15 protein-coding genes are annotated in these 17089 nt (G+C 68.7%); 12 read left to right on the top strand and 3 right to left on the bottom strand.

Features of this window, described 5'->3' with window-relative positions:
* Positions 1 to 3: 3 nt before the first annotated feature.
* The 4 genes from PQI66_RS06410 (at position 4) to hemL (ending at position 5492) form a co-directional block, all read left to right on the top strand.
* Positions 4 to 687, top strand: a complete 684-nt coding sequence (locus PQI66_RS06410; RefSeq protein WP_339996883.1) for a hypothetical protein — start codon at positions 4 to 6, stop codon at positions 685 to 687.
* A gap of 3 nt (positions 688 to 690) precedes the next feature.
* On the top strand, positions 691 to 1200 hold the full coding sequence (locus PQI66_RS06415) for a hypothetical protein (protein WP_339996884.1): 510 nt from the start codon (positions 691 to 693) through the stop codon (positions 1198 to 1200).
* 3 nt (positions 1201 to 1203) lie between these two features.
* The gene (locus tag PQI66_RS06420; RefSeq protein WP_339996885.1) at positions 1204 to 3975 is read left to right on the top strand and encodes a heavy metal translocating P-type ATPase; all 2772 of its coding nucleotides are present in this window, start codon (positions 1204 to 1206) and stop codon (positions 3973 to 3975) included.
* Between the two features lie 212 nt (positions 3976 to 4187).
* The gene (hemL, locus tag PQI66_RS06425; RefSeq protein ID WP_339996887.1) at positions 4188 to 5492 is read left to right on the top strand and encodes a glutamate-1-semialdehyde 2,1-aminomutase; all 1305 of its coding nucleotides are present in this window, start codon (positions 4188 to 4190) and stop codon (positions 5490 to 5492) included.
* Here the strand turns inward: hemL and PQI66_RS06430 are convergent.
* Positions 5489 to 6562 carry an iron-siderophore ABC transporter substrate-binding protein gene (locus PQI66_RS06430; protein ID WP_339996888.1) on the bottom strand — a complete coding sequence of 358 codons (1074 nt, stop codon included), beginning with the start codon at positions 6560 to 6562 and terminating at the stop codon, positions 5489 to 5491. The two genes, hemL and PQI66_RS06430, sit on opposite strands and share 4 nt — an antisense overlap.
* 107 nt (positions 6563 to 6669) lie before the next feature.
* Here PQI66_RS06430 and PQI66_RS06435 point away from each other — a divergent pair, with 107 nt between their 5' ends.
* The 8 genes from PQI66_RS06435 (at position 6670) to PQI66_RS06470 (ending at position 14528) form a co-directional block, all read left to right on the top strand.
* Positions 6670 to 7293 carry a histidine phosphatase family protein gene (locus PQI66_RS06435; protein ID WP_339996889.1) on the top strand — a complete coding sequence of 208 codons (624 nt, stop codon included), beginning with the start codon at positions 6670 to 6672 and terminating at the stop codon, positions 7291 to 7293.
* Positions 7294 to 7300: 7 nt separating this feature from the next.
* Entirely contained in the window at positions 7301 to 7918 is a 618-nt protein-coding gene (locus PQI66_RS06440; RefSeq protein ID WP_339996891.1) for a TlpA family protein disulfide reductase, read from the top strand.
* Positions 7911 to 8699: a cytochrome c biogenesis CcdA family protein gene (locus PQI66_RS06445; RefSeq protein WP_339996892.1), complete on the top strand. Its 789-nt coding sequence runs from the start codon at positions 7911 to 7913 to the stop codon at positions 8697 to 8699. Before PQI66_RS06440 ends, PQI66_RS06445 begins: the two co-directional genes overlap by 8 nt.
* Before the next feature lie 33 nt (positions 8700 to 8732).
* Entirely contained in the window at positions 8733 to 10481 is a 1749-nt protein-coding gene (locus tag PQI66_RS06450) for a cytochrome c biogenesis protein ResB (RefSeq protein ID WP_339996893.1), read from the top strand.
* A gap of 88 nt (positions 10482 to 10569) precedes the next feature.
* A complete protein-coding gene (gene ccsB / locus PQI66_RS06455) occupies positions 10570 to 11691 on the top strand; it encodes a c-type cytochrome biogenesis protein CcsB (RefSeq protein ID WP_339996894.1) in 1122 nt (373 codons plus the stop codon).
* Between the two features lies 1 nt (position 11692).
* The gene (gene rfbB, locus PQI66_RS06460) at positions 11693 to 12757 is read left to right on the top strand and encodes a dTDP-glucose 4,6-dehydratase (protein WP_339996896.1); all 1065 of its coding nucleotides are present in this window, start codon (positions 11693 to 11695) and stop codon (positions 12755 to 12757) included.
* 188 nt (positions 12758 to 12945) lie between these two features.
* Positions 12946 to 13647 carry a hypothetical protein gene (locus PQI66_RS06465; protein WP_339996897.1) on the top strand — a complete coding sequence of 234 codons (702 nt, stop codon included), beginning with the start codon at positions 12946 to 12948 and terminating at the stop codon, positions 13645 to 13647.
* A gap of 32 nt (positions 13648 to 13679) precedes the next feature.
* Positions 13680 to 14528 (top strand): hypothetical protein, encoded by an 849-nt coding sequence (locus PQI66_RS06470; RefSeq protein ID WP_339996899.1) that lies wholly within the window; start codon positions 13680 to 13682, stop codon positions 14526 to 14528.
* A 12-nt stretch (positions 14529 to 14540) separates the two neighbouring features.
* Here PQI66_RS06470 and PQI66_RS06475 read toward each other — a convergent pair whose 3' ends face one another.
* Both PQI66_RS06475 and PQI66_RS06480 read right to left on the bottom strand, forming a co-directional pair.
* Positions 14541 to 15821 (bottom strand): fatty acid desaturase family protein, encoded by a 1281-nt coding sequence (locus tag PQI66_RS06475; RefSeq protein WP_339996900.1) that lies wholly within the window; start codon positions 15819 to 15821, stop codon positions 14541 to 14543.
* Positions 15822 to 15856: 35 nt separating this feature from the next.
* On the bottom strand, positions 15857 to 16978 hold the full coding sequence (locus tag PQI66_RS06480) for a flavin reductase family protein (RefSeq protein ID WP_339996901.1): 1122 nt from the start codon (positions 16976 to 16978) through the stop codon (positions 15857 to 15859).
* Positions 16979 to 17089 lie beyond the last annotated feature (111 nt).

Genomic DNA, 17089 nt, shown 5'->3' on the forward strand with positions numbered 1-17089 from the left:
GATATGACACAGCAGACAACACCGAGACCGCCGAAGGTCGGGCGTCCCGACGGCCTGGCACCCTCGTCGAAGGACGCCCCGGAGAACGTCCGCGACGGCGTCCGCGCCTGGTACATCGTCGGGGCGGTGCAGGCGCTGACCGCCGTCCTGCAGCTGGTCATGACCCTGATGGACCCGCGTGCGGTGACCAGCCAGGTCCGTGAGCAGATGAACAGCGTCTCGCTGCCGGACGGGGTGACCGAGCAGACCCTCGTCACCGGCACCGCCATCCTGAACCTGCTGTTCATCCTCGCCGCCGTGGCACTGTGCATGTACCTGACCCGTCGGGTGGCCAGGGGCGGGGTACGCAGTCGCCTGTTCCTGTGCGTCGGCTCGGTCTACCTCGCGCTCATGGCACTGCTGCAGGTGTTCTCCAGCCCACCGGACAGCGGTGCGACGCCGTTGGTGCTCCTGGTCGGTGCGGGCACGATCGTCTCCGGCGTCATCGCCGTGGTGGGCGTCTGGCTGATCACCCGGCCGGACAACGCTGACTGGTTCGGACTTCCGGACAAGGCCGAGGTCGAGGCCTACGCCGAGAAGATGGCCCGGCGCAATGAGGAACTCGACAAGGAACGCGCCAAGGAACGGGCCGAGAAGAAACAGCGTAAGGCCCGCGAGGCCGAGGAGAAGAAGAACAGGGGGCGCTGAGTCGTGCCCACGATGTTCCCGGTGTCCCACAACTCCGATCCCGGAGACCGTAACCGCTCCATCAGGTACTGGCGGCCGGGGGACGGGGTGCCGGGGTCGGTGAAGGTCGCCGTGGTCCTGTTCCTCGTCAGCGCCGTGGGTCTGATCGCCAGCGGCGCGGTGATGTGGACCGCCGAGCGTCCCGTGGTCGACGACCCCGACCACATGGCCTACATCGAGACCCTGTCAGCGAACATGCGGTGGGTCGGCTCCGTCCAGGTCATCGCCGGTGTCGCCGTCGCCCTGCTGATCCCCGGTGTGATCCGGGGCGTCGGTCGCCGGCGTCGGTGGCTGATGACCGTCGCTGCCGTGGCCATGGGGTTCACCCTGGTGGGCTGGGTCTTCAACGTCGGTGGACTGGAGCAGCCGTTGCTGGCGCTGGCCATGGCACTGGGGGCCTTGGCGATGTACCGGCCGGCCGTGCGTACCTTCTTCGGTGAGACCCCCGCGGAACTCGCGGAGCGGGAGGACTGAGCCGTGGACACGGCCGCAGAAGGCACCGGCACCACGGGACCCGCCCACACCACTGAGGCCGCTGGCGCCACCGACACCACCGACACCACCGACGCGGTGAGCCGGGCGATCGCGGAGGCCCGACGTGCCGCCCGCGCCGCCGGTCTGATCGACGACGACGCACCCGGGGACGGCAGCGACGGCGGTGACGGTGGAGCCAGCGACACGGGCGAGCCGACGCCGTTCCGTCGGGGCAGGGGAGGGGCACGGCTGACGTCCTTCACCTTCCACCTCGGGGGACTCGAGTCGGCGGTGCAGGCCGGCCGGATCGAGGACGCGCTGAACGCGTTGCCCGGCGTGCAGGCCCGCGTCGTCTACTCCACGGCGATGGCCTGGGTCACCGCACCGGAGTCCCTGCAGCCCGACGTCCTGCGGGCGGTCATCTCCGACACCGGTGTCGACTCCTGGTTGACGCTGGCGTCCCTGCGACGCCGCTCCGAGCGGTTGGCGGCCCCGTCCCGACCCCGCCGGACGGCCACGTCGCGGCGACGGCCCCCGCGTGCGGACCGGCAGGGACTGGCCGGGCAGCAGCCGGGCGAGAAGTCTGGTCAGCAGTCCGGGGTGGAGGTGCTCTACACCGCCCGTGCCCTGATCACCGTGGGGCGCCTCCTCGTCGCCCTGGCGCTCGGGGTGCCGGTCGTGGTGCTGCAGATCGTGCCGGCGTGGCAGTTCAGCTCATGGCAGTGGGTGTGCCTGGCGCTGTCGGTGCCGGTGGTGTTCTGGTGCGCCTGGCCGTTCCACCGGGCGATGCTCGGCGGCCTGAGACGGAGGATGCCGGCGCTGGACGCCGCGTCCTCGGTGGCGATCCTGCTGGCGTTCGGCTACTCCGCGGTGGTGATGTTCACCGGTGCGCCCGGGGAACCGGGCTGGCGTTCGGAGAACATCCTCACCGCGTGGAGCTACCAGGGGGAGGCGGTGTTCCTCGACGTCGCGTGCGGGTGCACCATCCTGCTGCTGCTCGGACGCCTCGCGTCCCGTCGTACCAGGCTGCGCTCCCTGCTGGCGCTGAACATGCTGCCCGGCGAGAAGGACGTCCCGGTCACCGTGGTGCGCAAGGACCGCCACGGGAAACCCGCCAAGTCGGAGATCGCCCCCACCGAACTCCGTGTCGGTGACGACGTCCTGGTGCCCGCCGGGGCGGTCGTCCCCTGCGACGGTGAGGTCGTCGGCGGGCGTTCGACGCTGCAGTCCGGTCCGTTCACCGGCCGGCGCGGCGGGACGGGCGAGATCTCCGTGGAAGTCGGCGACGAGGTCTACGCGGGGTCGCGCAACACCGGTGACACCCTCAAGGTCCGGGTGAACCGTACCGGCTCGCAGACCCGCATCGCCGGGGTGCGGCGCTGGATCACCTCCGCCGAGCGCGAGGAGAACCGGCTGGAACAGCTGGCCACCCGGACCGCGTCGGTCCTGGTGCCGTGGGCGCTGGTCATCGCCGCCCTCGCCGCGGTCGGGTGGCTGACCATCGGTGACGGACTGTCCGCCGCCGTGGCGACCGCCCTGACCGTGCTCGTCGCCGTCGCCCCCGTGGCACTGGCGGTCTCCACGACCCTGGCACTGCGGTTCGGGCTCGCTCGCGCCGCCGCCGACGGCATCCTCATCCGGGACACCGGCACCGTGCACCGCCTGGCGGCCATCGACAGCATCATCTTCAACCGGGCCGGGACGTTGACCACCGGGCGGATGAACGTCGTCGGCATCACCGCCGCCTCCGGCGAGAACAGTGAACTGGTCCTGCGCGTCGCCGGTGCCCTCAGCCTGGAAAGCGGGCACGCGGTGTCGCGGGCCATCGTCCGCGCCGACCGTGAGTCCCGCGACTCCGGTGCCGGTGGCAGCGCCGTGCCGCACTGGCTCGAGGTCGGCCCCGTCGAGGTCGACGACCAGGGCGCCTTCAGCGCCACCGTCGACCTGCCCGGCAGGGACGGGGAGCCCCGAGCGGTGCGGGCCCGACTGTGGCGCCCCCGTGACCTCACCGAACTCACCGACCCCGCCCTGGCCAACGCCGCACTCAGTGGCGGTGCGCCCCTGGTGGTCAGCTGGAAGGGGCGGGCCCGCGGCGTGATCAACCTCGCCGACACCGTCAAACCCGACACCGAGGACGCCGTGACCTGGCTCGAGGACGCCGGGGTGGAGACCTACATGCTCTCCCGCGACACCTATCCCGTCGCCCGGCGTATGGCGGACTCGGTGGGGATCTCCACCGTGCTCGCCGGGATCGTCCCCGCCCAGAAGGCCGGGGCGGTGCGCAACGTGCACGCCCACGGCTCGACCGTCGCGCTCGTCGGCGACCGGGACCTCCTCGACTGCCTCGCCGTCGCCGACGTGGGCATCCTCATGGGGTCCGGTGACCGCCTGGACACCATCGACAGCGACGACAGTGACGTCGTCATCATCCGCGACGACATCTCCGCGGTGCCGGAGTCACTGAACCTGGTACGCCGGGTGCGCGCCGTCGTCGACTGGAACCTGTGGCTGGCCTGGGGGTACAACCTCGTGGCGGTGGTCCTGGCAGTGGCCGGTGTGCTGAACCCGTTGCTGGGGACGGCGCTGATGCTGGGGTCGTCACTGCTGATCGAATGGCGGTCGGCGGGGATCACCCACCGGGACTACCGCATCGACGGCAGTCAGGTGCGGCGTGGTGACGCCGGTCAGCGACACCGGGGTGATCTGGGCAGTACCCGACGTGGACGGCTGCTGGCCTGGGCGGGTGAGAACCTGAGTCCCTGGCAGTCCCGCTGACGGGGTACTGACCGGGCGCTGACCGGGCGCTGATTGGCTGGGACGACCACGTGAGGGCGGTGCCGGGCCGGAAAAGCGCCCCCACGTGGTCGTGTCAGCGGGGTGTCAGCGGGGGACCGGCGGGGTGTCCCGTGCTTCACCCGGGCAGCCGGCCGTGCAGGAGCGGCCATTATGCTGGGGGCAGTTGGATACGCGATCTGAAGGAGTGGCAGATGAGTGGACGGACGAACAGTTCGGCGGCGATGGACCGGGCACGGGAGGTAACCCCCGGTGGTGTGAACTCGCCGGTGCGCGCCTTCGGGTCGGTCGGGGGGACCGCACCGTTCATCGCGTCCGCCGCCGGGTCACGGCTCACCGACATCGACGGTAACGACTACGTCGACCTGATCTGCTCCTGGGGGCCGATGCTCCACGGCAACGCCCACCCGGCAGTGGTCGAGGCCGTCCGTGAGGCCGCCGGCAGGGGACTGTCCTTCGGCGCGCCGACGCTGGCGGAGACGGAACTGGCGCAGGAGATCATCGACCGCACCAGCGTGGAGCGGGTGCGCCTGGTGAACTCCGGCACCGAGGCGACGATGTCGGCGGTGCGGCTGGCCCGCGGATTCACCGGCCGGGACAAGATCCTGAAGTTCAACGGCTGCTACCACGGGCACGTCGACTCCCTCCTGGTGGCGGCCGGGTCCGGTGTCGCGACCCTGGGGTTGCCGGACTCCCCGGGGATCACGGCCTCTGCCGCCGCGGAGACCATCGTGGTGGACTACAACGACCTCGACGCCGTCCGGGCCGCGTTCGCGGAGAATCCCGGCCAGATCGCCGCGGTGATCACCGAGGCCAGCGCGGGCAACATGGGTACCGTGCACCCGCAGGACGGGTTCAACGCCGCCCTGAAGGAGATCGCCCACGCGGACGGTGCACTGCTGATCCTCGACGAGGTCATGACCGGGTTCCGGACGTCGCGCTCGGGATGGTTCGGGGTGGACGGTGTCGCCGGCGACCTGACGACCTTCGGCAAGGTGGTCTCCGGCGGCATGCCGGCGGCCGCCTTCGGTGGTCGGGCGGACATCATGGACATGCTCGCCCCGGAGGGGCCGGTCTACCAGGCAGGGACGCTGTCGGGGAACCCGGTGGCGACGGCGTCGGGGCTGGCGTCGCTGCGGTTGGCCGACGAGTCGACCTACACGACGTTGCAGGCCAACGCGGACCGACTGTCCTCGCTGATCAGCGAGGCTCTGGCACGCGAGGGCGTGGCGCACCACATGCAGCGGGCGACCACGATGCTGTCGATCCGTTTCGCCGAGGGGCAGGGGCACAACTTCGCCGAGATGCAGGCGGCGGACACGTTCCGCTACGCACCGTTCTTCCACGCACTGCTGGACAACGGGGTCTTCGCCCCGCCGAGCGTGTTCGAGACCTGGTTCGTGTCGACGGCGTTGACCGACGACGACTTCGTACGTGTCGAGGCTGCCCTGGCGCCTGCGGCGAAGGCGGCCGCGGCGGCCGGGGCTCCCGAAGCCTAGCCGAGTGCGTCCTGGATCATGGGGATGTAGCGTTCCAGGGACCAGGGCACGGTGAGGGGGTTGATCATGGAGGACGCGGTGACGAAGGACTGGTCGGTGGGCGCGACCTCCCGGCCCGCCCGGATGGCGCTGACCGCACCGTACACGGGGTTGTCGTGCATCTCGCGCCGGTTGGTGTCGTCGGAGTAGAAGGTGAAGATCAGGTCGACGTCGTTCAGCCGGTCTGCGTCCTCCAGGCTGAACTGTGCGGAATCGGTGCCGACGACCTCGTCGTCCTTCATCTCCTCCACGACGGGTGCGACCGGAAAACCGAGGTTGGCGACCATCGCGGCACGCTGCTCGGTGGGCAGGAACACGCCCATGTTCTCTGCGGGGCCCTGGTTGTAGATGAAGGCGAAGTCATGGTCGGCGAACTCGGGATGCTCGTCGCGGACGGCGGCGAACTCGTCCTCGATGCCGTCGATGAGCTCATCCGCACGGTCGGTCTCGCCGAGGGCGGTGGCGACGGTGGCGATCTGGTCCTGCCAGTCGATCGTCCAGGGGTGCTCGGGGTAGGCCACGGTGGGGGCGATCTCGCTGATCTGGTCGTACTGGTCCTGGCTCAGGCCGGACCACGGCGCGAGGATGAGATCCGGGTCCAGGGCTGCGATCTCCTCGGCACTGACCTCCTCGCCACCGGTGATCAGCTCGGGGAGGTCGCCGCCTGCGTCGTCGACGGCCTCCCGGATCCAGGGGAGCTGGCCGGAGTCGTCGGCGCCCCAGTCGTACCGTTCGGTCGCGACGGGGACGACCCCGAGGGCGATGGCGGTCTCAGCCGACCCCTGGCCCAGGGTGACGACGCGTTCGGGTCGTGAGGTGATCTCGGCCTCTCCGAGTGCGTGGGTGATGGTGGTCGGCTCGAATCCGTTGTCGCCCGTTCCGTCACCGCCTCCGGAGGAGTCGTCGGCGCCGGAGCCGCAGGCGACGAGGAGCGTGGCGGTGAGACAGGACGCTGCGACGGCGGCGAGGGTACGGCGGGGCCGGGACGCCAGGGACGCCAGGGGCGTCGGGGACAGCAGGGGCGTTTTCATGAGGGTAGGCTAGCATACGCACAAATGGGTGATCGGCGTTCACCTCGGTGTGAAGCGGTCCCCGTTCACTTATGAGCTGAGCACCATGCCGGGTAATGTCGGTGACCATGACAACGATCGTCCACCTCGTCCGCCACGGGGAGGTCCACAACCCCGACCGCATTCTCTACGGTCGCCTGCCCGACTGGCACCTCAGCGTCCGTGGTCGGCAGATGGCCGCGGCCGTGGCCGCCGACCTGTCGGACCACGACATCCGGTACGTCGCCTCCTCCCCGCTGGAACGCGCCCGCGAGACCGTCGCACCGCTGGCGGATGCCCTTGGTGTGACCCCCGGTGTGGACGACGACCTGCTCGAGGCAGGAAATGACCTGCAGGGACTGCACATCAAGGGGGTCCGCTCGGCCCTGTGGAACCCGAAGCGGTGGCCGATGATGAAGAATCCGACGGTCCCCAGCTGGGGTGAGCCGTACTCGGAGATCCTGGACCGTATGTGGCGCGCCGTCGACCGCGCCCGACGGGCGGCCGAGGGGGGCGAAGCGGTGTGCGTGACCCACCAGTTGCCCGTCGTCTGCGTCCAGCGCGACGTCCAGGGCCTGCCGTTGAGCCACAACCCCGCTGCCCGACGGTGCGAGCTCGCCTCGGTGACCTCGCTGGTCTTCGAGGGTACCGGCCCGGACGGCGCCGCTGATCTTGTCGACATGGTCTACACGGAGCCCGCGCAGGAGATCTGATTCGGTGATGAACGTGAAACGACAGGCAAGGCATGTCGCGGCCGCGGTGGTCATGGCGTCACTGGCCCTGGCCGTGTCCGCCTGCGGCGAAGGCAACACCGCCGGAACAGACGCGGTGGCCATCGGCGGGACGTTCGAGTTCGTCTCGCCGGGTGGCCAGACCGAGATCACCTATGACGAGGCCGACCGCGACCCGGTGGGGAACCTGCAGGGTGAGTCGCTCACGGAGCCCGACGAGACCATCGGCCTCGACGACTTCGAGGGGCAGGTCGTGGTCCTGAACTCCTGGGGCCAGTGGTGTGGGCCGTGCCGTAGCGAGGCCGATGACCTGCAGCGCGTCCAGGAGAAACTCGAGGACGACGGCCGCGGTACCATCCTGGGCATCAACGTGCGTGACTCCGTCGCCGACAAGGCCCGTGACTTCGTCGCCGACAACGGGATCACCTACCCGTCGATCTACGACCCGCCGTTCAAGTCGGCACTGGCACTCGGCGGCCTGCCGGCGTCGGTCATCCCGACGACGATCGTGCTGGACAAGCAGCACCGGCCGGCGAAGGTCTTCCTCCGGGAGATCAACGACGACGAGCTGTGGGCGGCCGTGGAACCGCTGCTGAACGATGAGTGACCTCGGGGCCGCGTTCTCCGACGCCGTGACCACCGGGCCGATCCTGCTCGCCCTGGCTGCCGCGGCGTTGGCGGGGCTGGTCTCCTTCGCCTCACCGTGCGTGATCCCGCTGGTCCCGGGGTATGTTTCCTACCTCGCCGGCGTGGTCGGCGCGGACACCGAGTACACCCGGGACGGGACGGTGGTGACGGCCAAGCGCGGACGCGCCGGTGGTGCGGCCCTGCTCTTCGTGGCAGGATTCACGGTCGTCTTCGTCCTGGCGACAGCCACCGTCTTCGGCGCGATCAGTGCGTTGAAGATCAACCAGGAGACACTGATGCGCGTCGGTGGCGTGGTGACGATCCTCATGGGCATCGTGTTCATGGGATTCATCCGCCCGCTGCAGAATGACACGCGTATGGCGCCGAAACGCTGGTCCACCCTCGCCGGTGCACCGTTGCTCGGCGGGGTCTTCGCACTGGGGTGGACACCGTGTCTGGGCCCCACCCTCGGCGCTATCATCTCGGTCTCCGCCGGCACCGGCGGCATGACCGCGGCCCGCGGTGTCATCCTGATCATTTCCTACTGCCTGGGCCTGGGACTACCGTTCATTCTGGTCGCCCTGGGATCCGCCAGGGCGCTGCGCGGGGTCGGCTGGTTGCGGAAGCACTCCCGCACCATCCAGCTCATCGGTGGCGCCCTGCTGATCATCGTCGGCATCCTGCTGGTCTCCGGCCAGTGGGCGCTGTTCGTCGACTGGATCCGTCAGGGTCTGGTCTCCGACACGACACTGCCGATCTAGGCACCAACCGAGACTCTCTCCCGAAAGGTTTCCATGATCCGCTGGCTCCTGCGTCTGCCGAAACGGGCCTGGCAATGGCTGACCCGTATGCGCACGGCTCTGGTCCTGCTGTTCCTCCTCGCGCTCGGTGCCGTCCCCGGTGCACTGCTTCCGCAGCGGTCACTGAATGCGGGCAACGTCACCGAGTTCATCGAGAACAATGGCCGGATCGGCGAGATCTACGACAAACTCGGGCTGTTCGACGTCTTCAGCTCGCCGTGGTTCGCCGCCATCTACGTCCTGTTGTTCCTCTCGCTGATTGGTTGCATCCTGCCGCGGAGCTGGGACCACTACAAGGCACTGCGGACGCGTCCGCCGTCGGCACCGAAGCGGTTGACCCGGATGCCGAACTTCGTCGAAGGTACGGTCGACACCCCTGCGGAGGATGTTCGGGAGCAGGTCACCCGGCGTTTCCGGAAGTGGCGGGGTGGCCCCACCGAGGCCGCCGACGACCGGGCCGGGAAGTGGTCCTTCGCGGCCGAGCGTGGTTACCTGCGCGAGGCGTCGAACCTGGTGTTCCACCTGTCGCTGGTCGGTATCCTGGCCGCGGTGATGGCGGGACGCCTGGTGTACTACGAAGGCCAGGTCATCGTCATCGCCGGCACGGACTCGGCGAGTTCCCAGTTCTGCAACTCCGCCGTGGCGAACTTCGACTCGATGCGCAACGGCCCGCTCTTCGACGGAACGACCCTGACCCCGTTCTGCGTGAACGTGAAGAATTTTGAGGCGGAGTACCTGCCGTCCGGGCAGGCGACGAGCTTCTCCTCGGACATCGACTACGCCGAGGGGGAGGACGCGATGCTCCCCACCGAGGACTGGGACAAGACCCAGCTGCGCGTGAACCACCCGCTGAACGTGGACGGCGACCTGGTCTACCTCCAGGGGCACGGATATGCGCCGACGTTCACCGTGACGTGGCCCGACGGGGAAGAACGCACCGAGACGATCCAGTTCCGGCCCGACGACCTGACCTACTTCCTGTCGTCCGGCGCGATCAAGATGGACCCGCCCGCCGGGATGTACGAGGACCTCTACGAACGACGGCAGAACCAGCTGGCGATCCAGGGCCTCTTCGCGCCCACCGCCGAGTTCTCCGGTGAGAACGATGCCCTGCTGACGTCGAGTTACCCGGCGATGAACGACCCTGCCGTAGCCATCGACATCTACCGGGGGGACACCGGCCTCGACGCCGGCACCGGACAGGACATCTTCTCGCTGGACTCCACCCAGCTCCACAGCGGTGCGCTGCAGAAGCTCGACCGGGTCAACCTCATGCAGGGGGAGTCGGTCACCCTCGACGACGGTACGGAGATCACCTTCGACGGCGCCGAGGAGTTCGTGAACCTTCAGGTCAGCCGGGATCCCACGACCCCGTTCGTCCTCGGTTTCGCCCTGCTGATGCTGATCAGCCTCGTCGGCTCCCTGACGATCAAGCGGCGCCGGTTCTGGGTCCGTGTCACCGACAACGGCGACGGGACGACGCATCTGCAGATCGCCGGACTGGCGCGGACGGACTCGGCCGGTTGGGGCCGTGAGTTCAACCGCATCGCCGAGGAGCTTCTGCACCTCGACGAGGAGGAACTGGACGAGGAGTTCGACCAGACCGACGGTGAATGGGAGGACTGGGAGGACGAGCTCGAACGCGAGCTCCACCGCGAGGTGGCCTCCGGAGAGCTTGCGCAGTCCCCGGAGGACACGGACGGTACGGATGATGATTCAGTGCACCGCCCTGAGGACCGTTAAACACCTGCTCACTTTTGGTTTCGGCCATGGGGGAGCAGTAACGTGGGCCGAGTTACGGTCCAGTCATAATCGACGGAGGAACTGACGGATGGACATCCACGACGTCAACGAGGGCCTGGCGGACTTTTCCGACCTGGCGTTTGCCACCACCGCAGGTTTGTACCTGTTCGGTCTCGCCATCTCCCTTATCTTCTACGGGATGCTCCGTTCGGCGACCGAAGCTCGTCGGGAGCGTGCACGCATCCTCGGCGAAAATAAGGTTGAGAGGGCCAAGGAGACGGTGTCTGTGGCAGCAACTGGTGCCGCGGGGGTGGGAGAACGGACTGACAAGGTCGACAAAGACGCTGTCGACGGGGGCAGCCATGACGTCTCCGGTATCGCGACCGGCTCTCTCACGGAGGACGAGCTTCCCCGGCAGTTCCAGGTCGATTCCATCCGCACGCGTTTCCGCCGGACCGACCGCTGGGGTGGTATGGCGCAGGCCGTGATCTGGTTGGGCGTCGCGATGCACGTCCTGTTCGTCGTCGTGCGGGGCCTGGCTGCGAACCGCTTCCCGTGGGGAAACCTCTTCGAGTACGTGTCCGTGGTCTCGGGTGTGTCCATGGTGATCGCCTGCTACGTGCTGCGGCGTAAGGCGATGCGGGTGCTCTGGCCCTGGATCCTAACCCCCATCATCCTGCTGTTGTTCTACGCCGGTACCGAGCTTTACGCCGACGTGGCCCCCGTGGTCCCGTCGCTGAACTCCTACTGGTTCGTCATCCACGTCTCGGTCGTGTCGATCGGTGGCGGTATCGGCCTGGTGTCGGGTATGGCTTCCCTGCTCTACGTACTGCGGCGCGCCCAGCCGCGCGGCAAGGAGAAGGGTTTCTTCGGCGTCCTCGCCACACCGCTGCCGGATGCTTCGAAATTGGACGCGCTGGCCTACCGAGCGGCGATCTGGACCCTGCCCGTCTTCGGACTCGGCGTGATCTTCGGTGCGATCTGGGCTCACGCGGCGTGGGGCCGCTTCTGGGGCTGGGACCCCAAGGAGACGGTGTCGCTGATCACCTGGATCCTGTACGCCGCCTACCTCCACGCCCGCGCCACGCCGGGTATGCGTGGCAAGCCGGCGGCGTGGATCAACGTCCTGGCCTTCGCCACGATGGTCTTCAACCTGTTCTTCATCAACATCGTGATCTCCGGACTGCACTCCTACGCCGGACTGAACTGACATGCCGCAGCTTCCCGACCGCCGGATCACCCACCTGCTGGTGACCGGCGGTGCCGGTTTCATCGGAGCGAATTTCGTCCACCGCACCCGGCTGACACGGCCGGACGTCCGGATCACCGTGCTCGACGCGATGACCTACGCCGCGAATCCGGCGAACCTGGCCGGCCTCACCGGCGTCCGACTTGTCGAGGGCGATGTCTGTGACGCCGTGCTGGTGGAGGAGCTCGTCGCCGACCTGTCCGCTGCAGCGGTGGGAGGCAGCGGGGACTGCGGTACCGCCGCCGTGGTCCATTTCGCCGCGGAGAGCCACAACGACAACGCCCTGCGCGACCCGTTGCGCTTCGTGCGCACGAACACCGAGGGAACCGGAATTCTCGCCGACGCCTGCGTGCGTCACCGCATCCACCTCCACCACATCTCCACCGACGAGGTGTTCGGGGACCTTCCCCTCGACAGTCACGACCGTTTCACCGTGGAGACCCCGTACGCACCGTCGTCGGTGTATTCGGCGTCGAAGGCGGCCGCCGACCATCTGGTGCGCGCTTTCGTGCGCAGCCACGGTCTCAGCGCGACCATATCGAACTGCTCGAACAACTACGGTCCACGTCAGCACCCCGAGAAGTTCCTTCCGCGTCAGATCACCGCGCTGATCGACGGCGAGACACCCCGGCTCTACGGGGCCGGGGACAACGTCCGCGACTGGATCCACGTCGACGACCACAACGACGCCGTGTGGACGATCCTGGAGCGGGGTGTGGCGGGGGAGACCTATCTCATCGGTGCCGACGGGGAGCGGACGAACCGGGAGTGCGTGACGGCCCTGCTGGAACTGTTCGGGCGAGACCCGGAGGATGTCCTGCACGTCACGGACCGGCCGGGACACGACCGTCGGTACGCGATCGACCCGTCCTCGATGCAGGCGCTGGGGTGGGCGCCACGTTTCACCGATTTCTCCGCCGGCCTGGAGGACACCGTGCAGTGGTACCGTGACCACCGTTCGTGGTGGGAGGTCAGCCGCAAGGATGCCGAGGAAGGCTACCGGGACACCGAACAGGTCCTCGGCTGACAGCGCCGCGGGGGTGGTCCGCGGGGGGAGCGGAAATGCGGTGTGGCCTGCGCCACACTCCGGTGGAGCATGCACTCCGGAGCGATTGTTCCATTTCGTCGTTTTCGTCACCGTAAATAAGGGTAGGTTGACCGATGTAAGCTTTCGCTCGCCTCACCCGGCGCCACACCGGGGAAAGGACCACCAGCATGACCATGTCCCGCGTCGTCACCGTCCCGTCCGCCCGCCGCACCTGGAGGACCCTGCTCCTCAGCGGTGCCGCGGTACCCCGGCTGGCCGGTGCCCACCCTGCCGACGGCTACCAGATCGGCGACGAGGCCGTCGTCCTGCCCCAGCCGCCCTCCGACTTCGTCCTCACCGTGCCGGGCACGACCCTGACACACGGACAGTCCGCTGAAGTGCTCACCCGGCTCCCGCACGGTCCGACGCTGTACTGGGAGATCGCCACCGGCTGTTCCCGGTCGATCGCCCCGGACGACCTGGAGCTCGGACGGACCTTCGGCGCCGGCGTCAACCCCGCCCCTGAGGAGGTGGACCACTACGTGCTCACGCCGTACGACATCACTTTCCTCGGCGACGGCGGCGACGGGAACCCCATGGTGGAACCGACGGTGGCCGTCCCGGTGCTGATCGCCACGAACGCCGTCGGGGACGCCGTCGACCCACTGCTGTACTCCGCGGAACTGCACTGCGGTGTCGATCCGGCGGACATGGTCCCCGGAACCCTCGGCGACCTCGTCGAAGGCACGACGTACCGCGGGGCGGTACTCGGCTGCGTCCGCAACGACGGCTCGGGTGCGGCCCGTAAGCCGGACGGGGTCCGCTTCCTCTTCCAGGCGGAGGGATCCGACCTGGAGCCCCTGCACGGGGGCCGTGTGGTCTGGCGCTGACCCCGTCCGGCGCCTGCACTATCCTCGGGGACATGACTGTTTCACGGAAGTGGAGGCGCGCTGTCCTCGCCGGGGCCGTGGCCCCCGTGCTCGTCCTCGCCGGCTGCTCGACCGGGGACGCGGGATCAGGGACTGACGGGCAGGACAGTACCGACGCAGAGCAGGCGGACGGGGACGAGGGCGCCGACGGAGCGGATGGTGATACCGGCACCACGGGGGCGGGCAGTACCCGCGTTGCTGAACGCGACCTCGACGGTGCGCCGGAGGGGTTCCGTCCGACGGAACCCGGCACGGAGCTTGACCTCGGTGACGCCGCCTACGTCATCACCCACGGCAACCCCGGCAACCCCGGCAACCCCGGCAACTCTGGCGACGACCGCGGCCCCGGCGACGAGCCCGGCCCGCTCCAGTACTGGAAGGTCACCGCGACGGGGACGGAGGAACTCGGGGCCGACGAGGTTGCGCTGACCGAGGGCGGTGACGACGTCGAGACTTTCGTCTGCCTGACCTACGAGATCGAGTTCCTCGGTGGTGACGAAGGCAGGGAGGACGGTGCCGAGGGGGCTCTCGTCGCACCCGACCTCGTCCCCGCCGATGACGCGGGGACCGGGGCGAACAAGATCGAGCGCGCCGACCCGCAGGTCTGCGGGGTGGAGGAGGACGACCGTCTTCCGGCCGACCGCGCCGACGTCGAGGAGGGGACGGCCTACCGTGGTGCCGTGCTGAGCTACGTGGACAAGGAGAAGACCCGCGGGATCAGTCCCACGGGCCTGGCGTTCACGTATGAGCTGGACGACCTCGAGACGGACAGCGACCCCAGCGACTCCGGTGACTCCGGCGATGCCGACGGCACCGGGGTCGAGCCGGTGCACTGGTCCTGATTCCGCGTCCGGTCAGGCGAGGAACTTCGGTCGCGCCTTCTTCAGCAGGGACAGCCCCTTCGTCAGCTGACGGTGCCCGGTCTGCCCGGCGATCTCCGGGTTCGCGGTGAAGGCGGCGTCCGACCGGACCTCGGGGGCGTTGGAGGCGTCGGCGCGCAGCATCGAGTTCGGGAGCGACAGCTTCATCAGCGTGCGTTGCACCTGCAGCAACTGCTTGGGGAAGCTGTCGGTGTTGTACGGCAGACCGTAGTCGCCGGCGATCTTCTCCACCTCCTTGCTGATCTCCGCAAGGTGGTTGGACGGCATGTCCGGGAAGAGGTGGTGCTCGATCTGGTAGTTCAGGTTGCCGGACAGCACCGAGAGCACCGGGCCGCCGCGGAAGTTCGCCGAACCCAGCATCTGACGCAGGTACCACTCGTCCTGGGTCTCCTCGCTGAGCGTGCGGCGGGTGAAGGTCTCCACGTCGTCGGGGAAGTGGCCGCAGAAGATCACGGCGTAGGCCCACACATTGCGTGTGAGGTTGGCCATCAGTGCGGTCTTGAGGGCGGTGCCGGCCCGTCGCCTCGCCCCTGCGGCACGCGAGAGCTTGCGGCCGTCCTTCACGCCGGGGAACAGGAAACCGGTGGCGGCGGCGATGGCGGGGAACCCGACGTAGTCCTTGCCGAACTGGCGCCCGGTCTTCGCCAGCGCGGCCAGCAGGCGGGGCCTCGTCTCCTCCCAGGACTGCTTGCCGGTGAAGTAGCGTCCGAGCTCCACGTCGTAGAAACCGACGGCGAGCTCGAAGAGACTGGCCAACACCACGTTGATCAGCGGCTGCATCAGCGCCTGCGGGGTCCACTTGCGGTCCCGGGTCACGCGCAGGATGCCGTATCCCACGTCGTTGTCCATGCCGATGATGTTGGTGTACGTGTGGTGGACCACGTTGTGGGAGTGCTTCCACCCCGACGACGGGCCGGTGTTGTCCCACTCCCAGGTCGAGGAGTGGATCTCCGGGTCGTTCATCCAGTCCCACTGGCCGTGCATCACGTTGTGGCCGATCTCGAGGTTCTCGAGGATCTTGGCCAGCCCGAGCATCATCCCGGCGGGCACGGCCACGGTCGAGGAGGTGACGGTGGCGATACGGGCGATGAGGTCGAGGGCCCGCTGGGTGCGGATGAGGGTCTTGATGTAGTCGGCGTCCCCGGAGCCGAGTGACTCGCGGTGCGCCTTCTCGATGGCGGAGAGCCGACGGCCGATGTCGCGGACGTCGTCGTCTGACAGGTGTGCGTAGGCGGTGATGTCCTGGACGGCCATATGTCGCTCCTCTGCGGGGTAGGTAGGTGGGGTCTTCAGTTGCTGGCGAGGTGGAGGTAGCCCGACGGGACGCTGCAGCAGGTGCGTACCTGTTCGCCGGGGCCGTACGTGGCGCCGTCGCGCAGGTCCACCGCCGTGCCGTCGGTGATCGGGGTGACGCAGGTCCGGCAGATGCCCATCCGGCAGCCGTGCACCAGGCTGACGCCGCAGCTCTCCGCGGCATCGAGGATCGTCGTCGAGCCGGTGGAGGTGGTCGTCACACCGGAGTCGCCGAACTCGATCTCCCCGCCGAGGTCGGCGGGGTCGGGAGAGGTTCCGGCGTTGCCGGACGCCGCGCCCTGGGCGTGGAAGGTCTCCGTGTGGATGTCGGGGATCATCTCGGTGAGCGCCTCGAGCAGCGGGCCGGGGCCGCAGGCGAAGGCCGTCCTGTCGTTCCAGTCCGGCACGGTCTCGGAGACGTCGTGCGCGGCCAGCCGTCCCTGACGGGAGGAGTCCCACGTGACCAGGCGGTAGGACGACGTCCCGGCGCCCAGGGCGTCCAGCTCGTCGGCGAAAGGCTCCGGCGGGCGCGGACCGCGTTCGCTGTGGATGTGGACGACGTCCGGCCACGTGTCCGGGGTGTGCTCCTCACGGAGCCAGCGCAGCATCGACATCACCGGGGTGATGCCCGCGCCGGCGGTGATGAACAGCAGGCGGTCCGGCAGCGGGGACGGCAGGTGGAAGTCCCCGCCCGGGGCGGTGAGCCGGATGATCTGGCCGATGCCGGCGTGCTCGGCGAGGTGCCCGGAGACCGTCCCCCCGGGGACGGGTTTGACGGTGACGGTCAACGACCGCGCCCGACCGTGGCCGGAGCGTACCGGTGCATTCGTCAGCGAGTAGCAGCGCCAGCGCCACCGGCCGTCGATCTCCAGTCCGAGACCGATGAACTGGCCGGCGTGGAAGCCGCCGGTCATCCCGGGGCCGGGGGAGATGGTGAGTGTGGTGTAGCCGCCGTCCCGGGACACGGCCATGACGCGGCCCCTCACTTCGCGGCCCCGCAGCGGATCGAAGATCCCGGCGTAGTCCGTGGGGGTCAGCGGGGTGGTCAGCTTTCTCAGGGCAGGCGTGAGCGGTTTCGTGGCGCGGGCCACGACCTTCCCGAGTCGCTCTTTGTTCATCGCAACGATATTACAGACAGAAAGATATATGTTTCAAGATAAAGTACCTGGGAGTATGCTGTCTGCGCCCGGGCAACGCGACCCGTCCACCACGACGACGCGGGCATGTGA

Origin of the sequence: Corynebacterium sp. USCH3 (genome assembly GCF_037619475.1) — a bacterium.
Classification (GTDB): Bacteria; Actinomycetota; Actinomycetes; order Mycobacteriales; family Mycobacteriaceae; genus Corynebacterium.

Coding starts and splice junctions, on each gene's coding strand:
- PQI66_RS06410 (WP_339996883.1), top strand. CDS start 4: ATGACACAGCAGACAACACCGAGACCGCCGAAGGTCGGGCGTCCCGAC.
- hemL (WP_339996887.1), top strand. CDS start 4,188: ATGAGTGGACGGACGAACAGTTCGGCGGCGATGGACCGGGCACGGGAG.
- PQI66_RS06430 (WP_339996888.1), bottom strand. CDS start 6,562: ATGAAAACGCCCCTGCTGTCCCCGACGCCCCTGGCGTCCCTGGCGTCC.
- PQI66_RS06435 (WP_339996889.1), top strand. CDS start 6,670: ATGACAACGATCGTCCACCTCGTCCGCCACGGGGAGGTCCACAACCCC.
- PQI66_RS06440 (WP_339996891.1), top strand. CDS start 7,301: ATGAACGTGAAACGACAGGCAAGGCATGTCGCGGCCGCGGTGGTCATG.
- PQI66_RS06445 (WP_339996892.1), top strand. CDS start 7,911: ATGAGTGACCTCGGGGCCGCGTTCTCCGACGCCGTGACCACCGGGCCG.
- PQI66_RS06450 (WP_339996893.1), top strand. CDS start 8,733: ATGATCCGCTGGCTCCTGCGTCTGCCGAAACGGGCCTGGCAATGGCTG.
- ccsB (WP_339996894.1), top strand. CDS start 10,570: ATGGACATCCACGACGTCAACGAGGGCCTGGCGGACTTTTCCGACCTG.
- rfbB (WP_339996896.1), top strand. CDS start 11,693: ATGCCGCAGCTTCCCGACCGCCGGATCACCCACCTGCTGGTGACCGGC.
- PQI66_RS06465 (WP_339996897.1), top strand. CDS start 12,946: ATGACCATGTCCCGCGTCGTCACCGTCCCGTCCGCCCGCCGCACCTGG.
- PQI66_RS06470 (WP_339996899.1), top strand. CDS start 13,680: ATGACTGTTTCACGGAAGTGGAGGCGCGCTGTCCTCGCCGGGGCCGTG.
- PQI66_RS06475 (WP_339996900.1), bottom strand. CDS start 15,821: ATGGCCGTCCAGGACATCACCGCCTACGCACACCTGTCAGACGACGAC.
- PQI66_RS06480 (WP_339996901.1), bottom strand. CDS start 16,978: ATGAACAAAGAGCGACTCGGGAAGGTCGTGGCCCGCGCCACGAAACCG.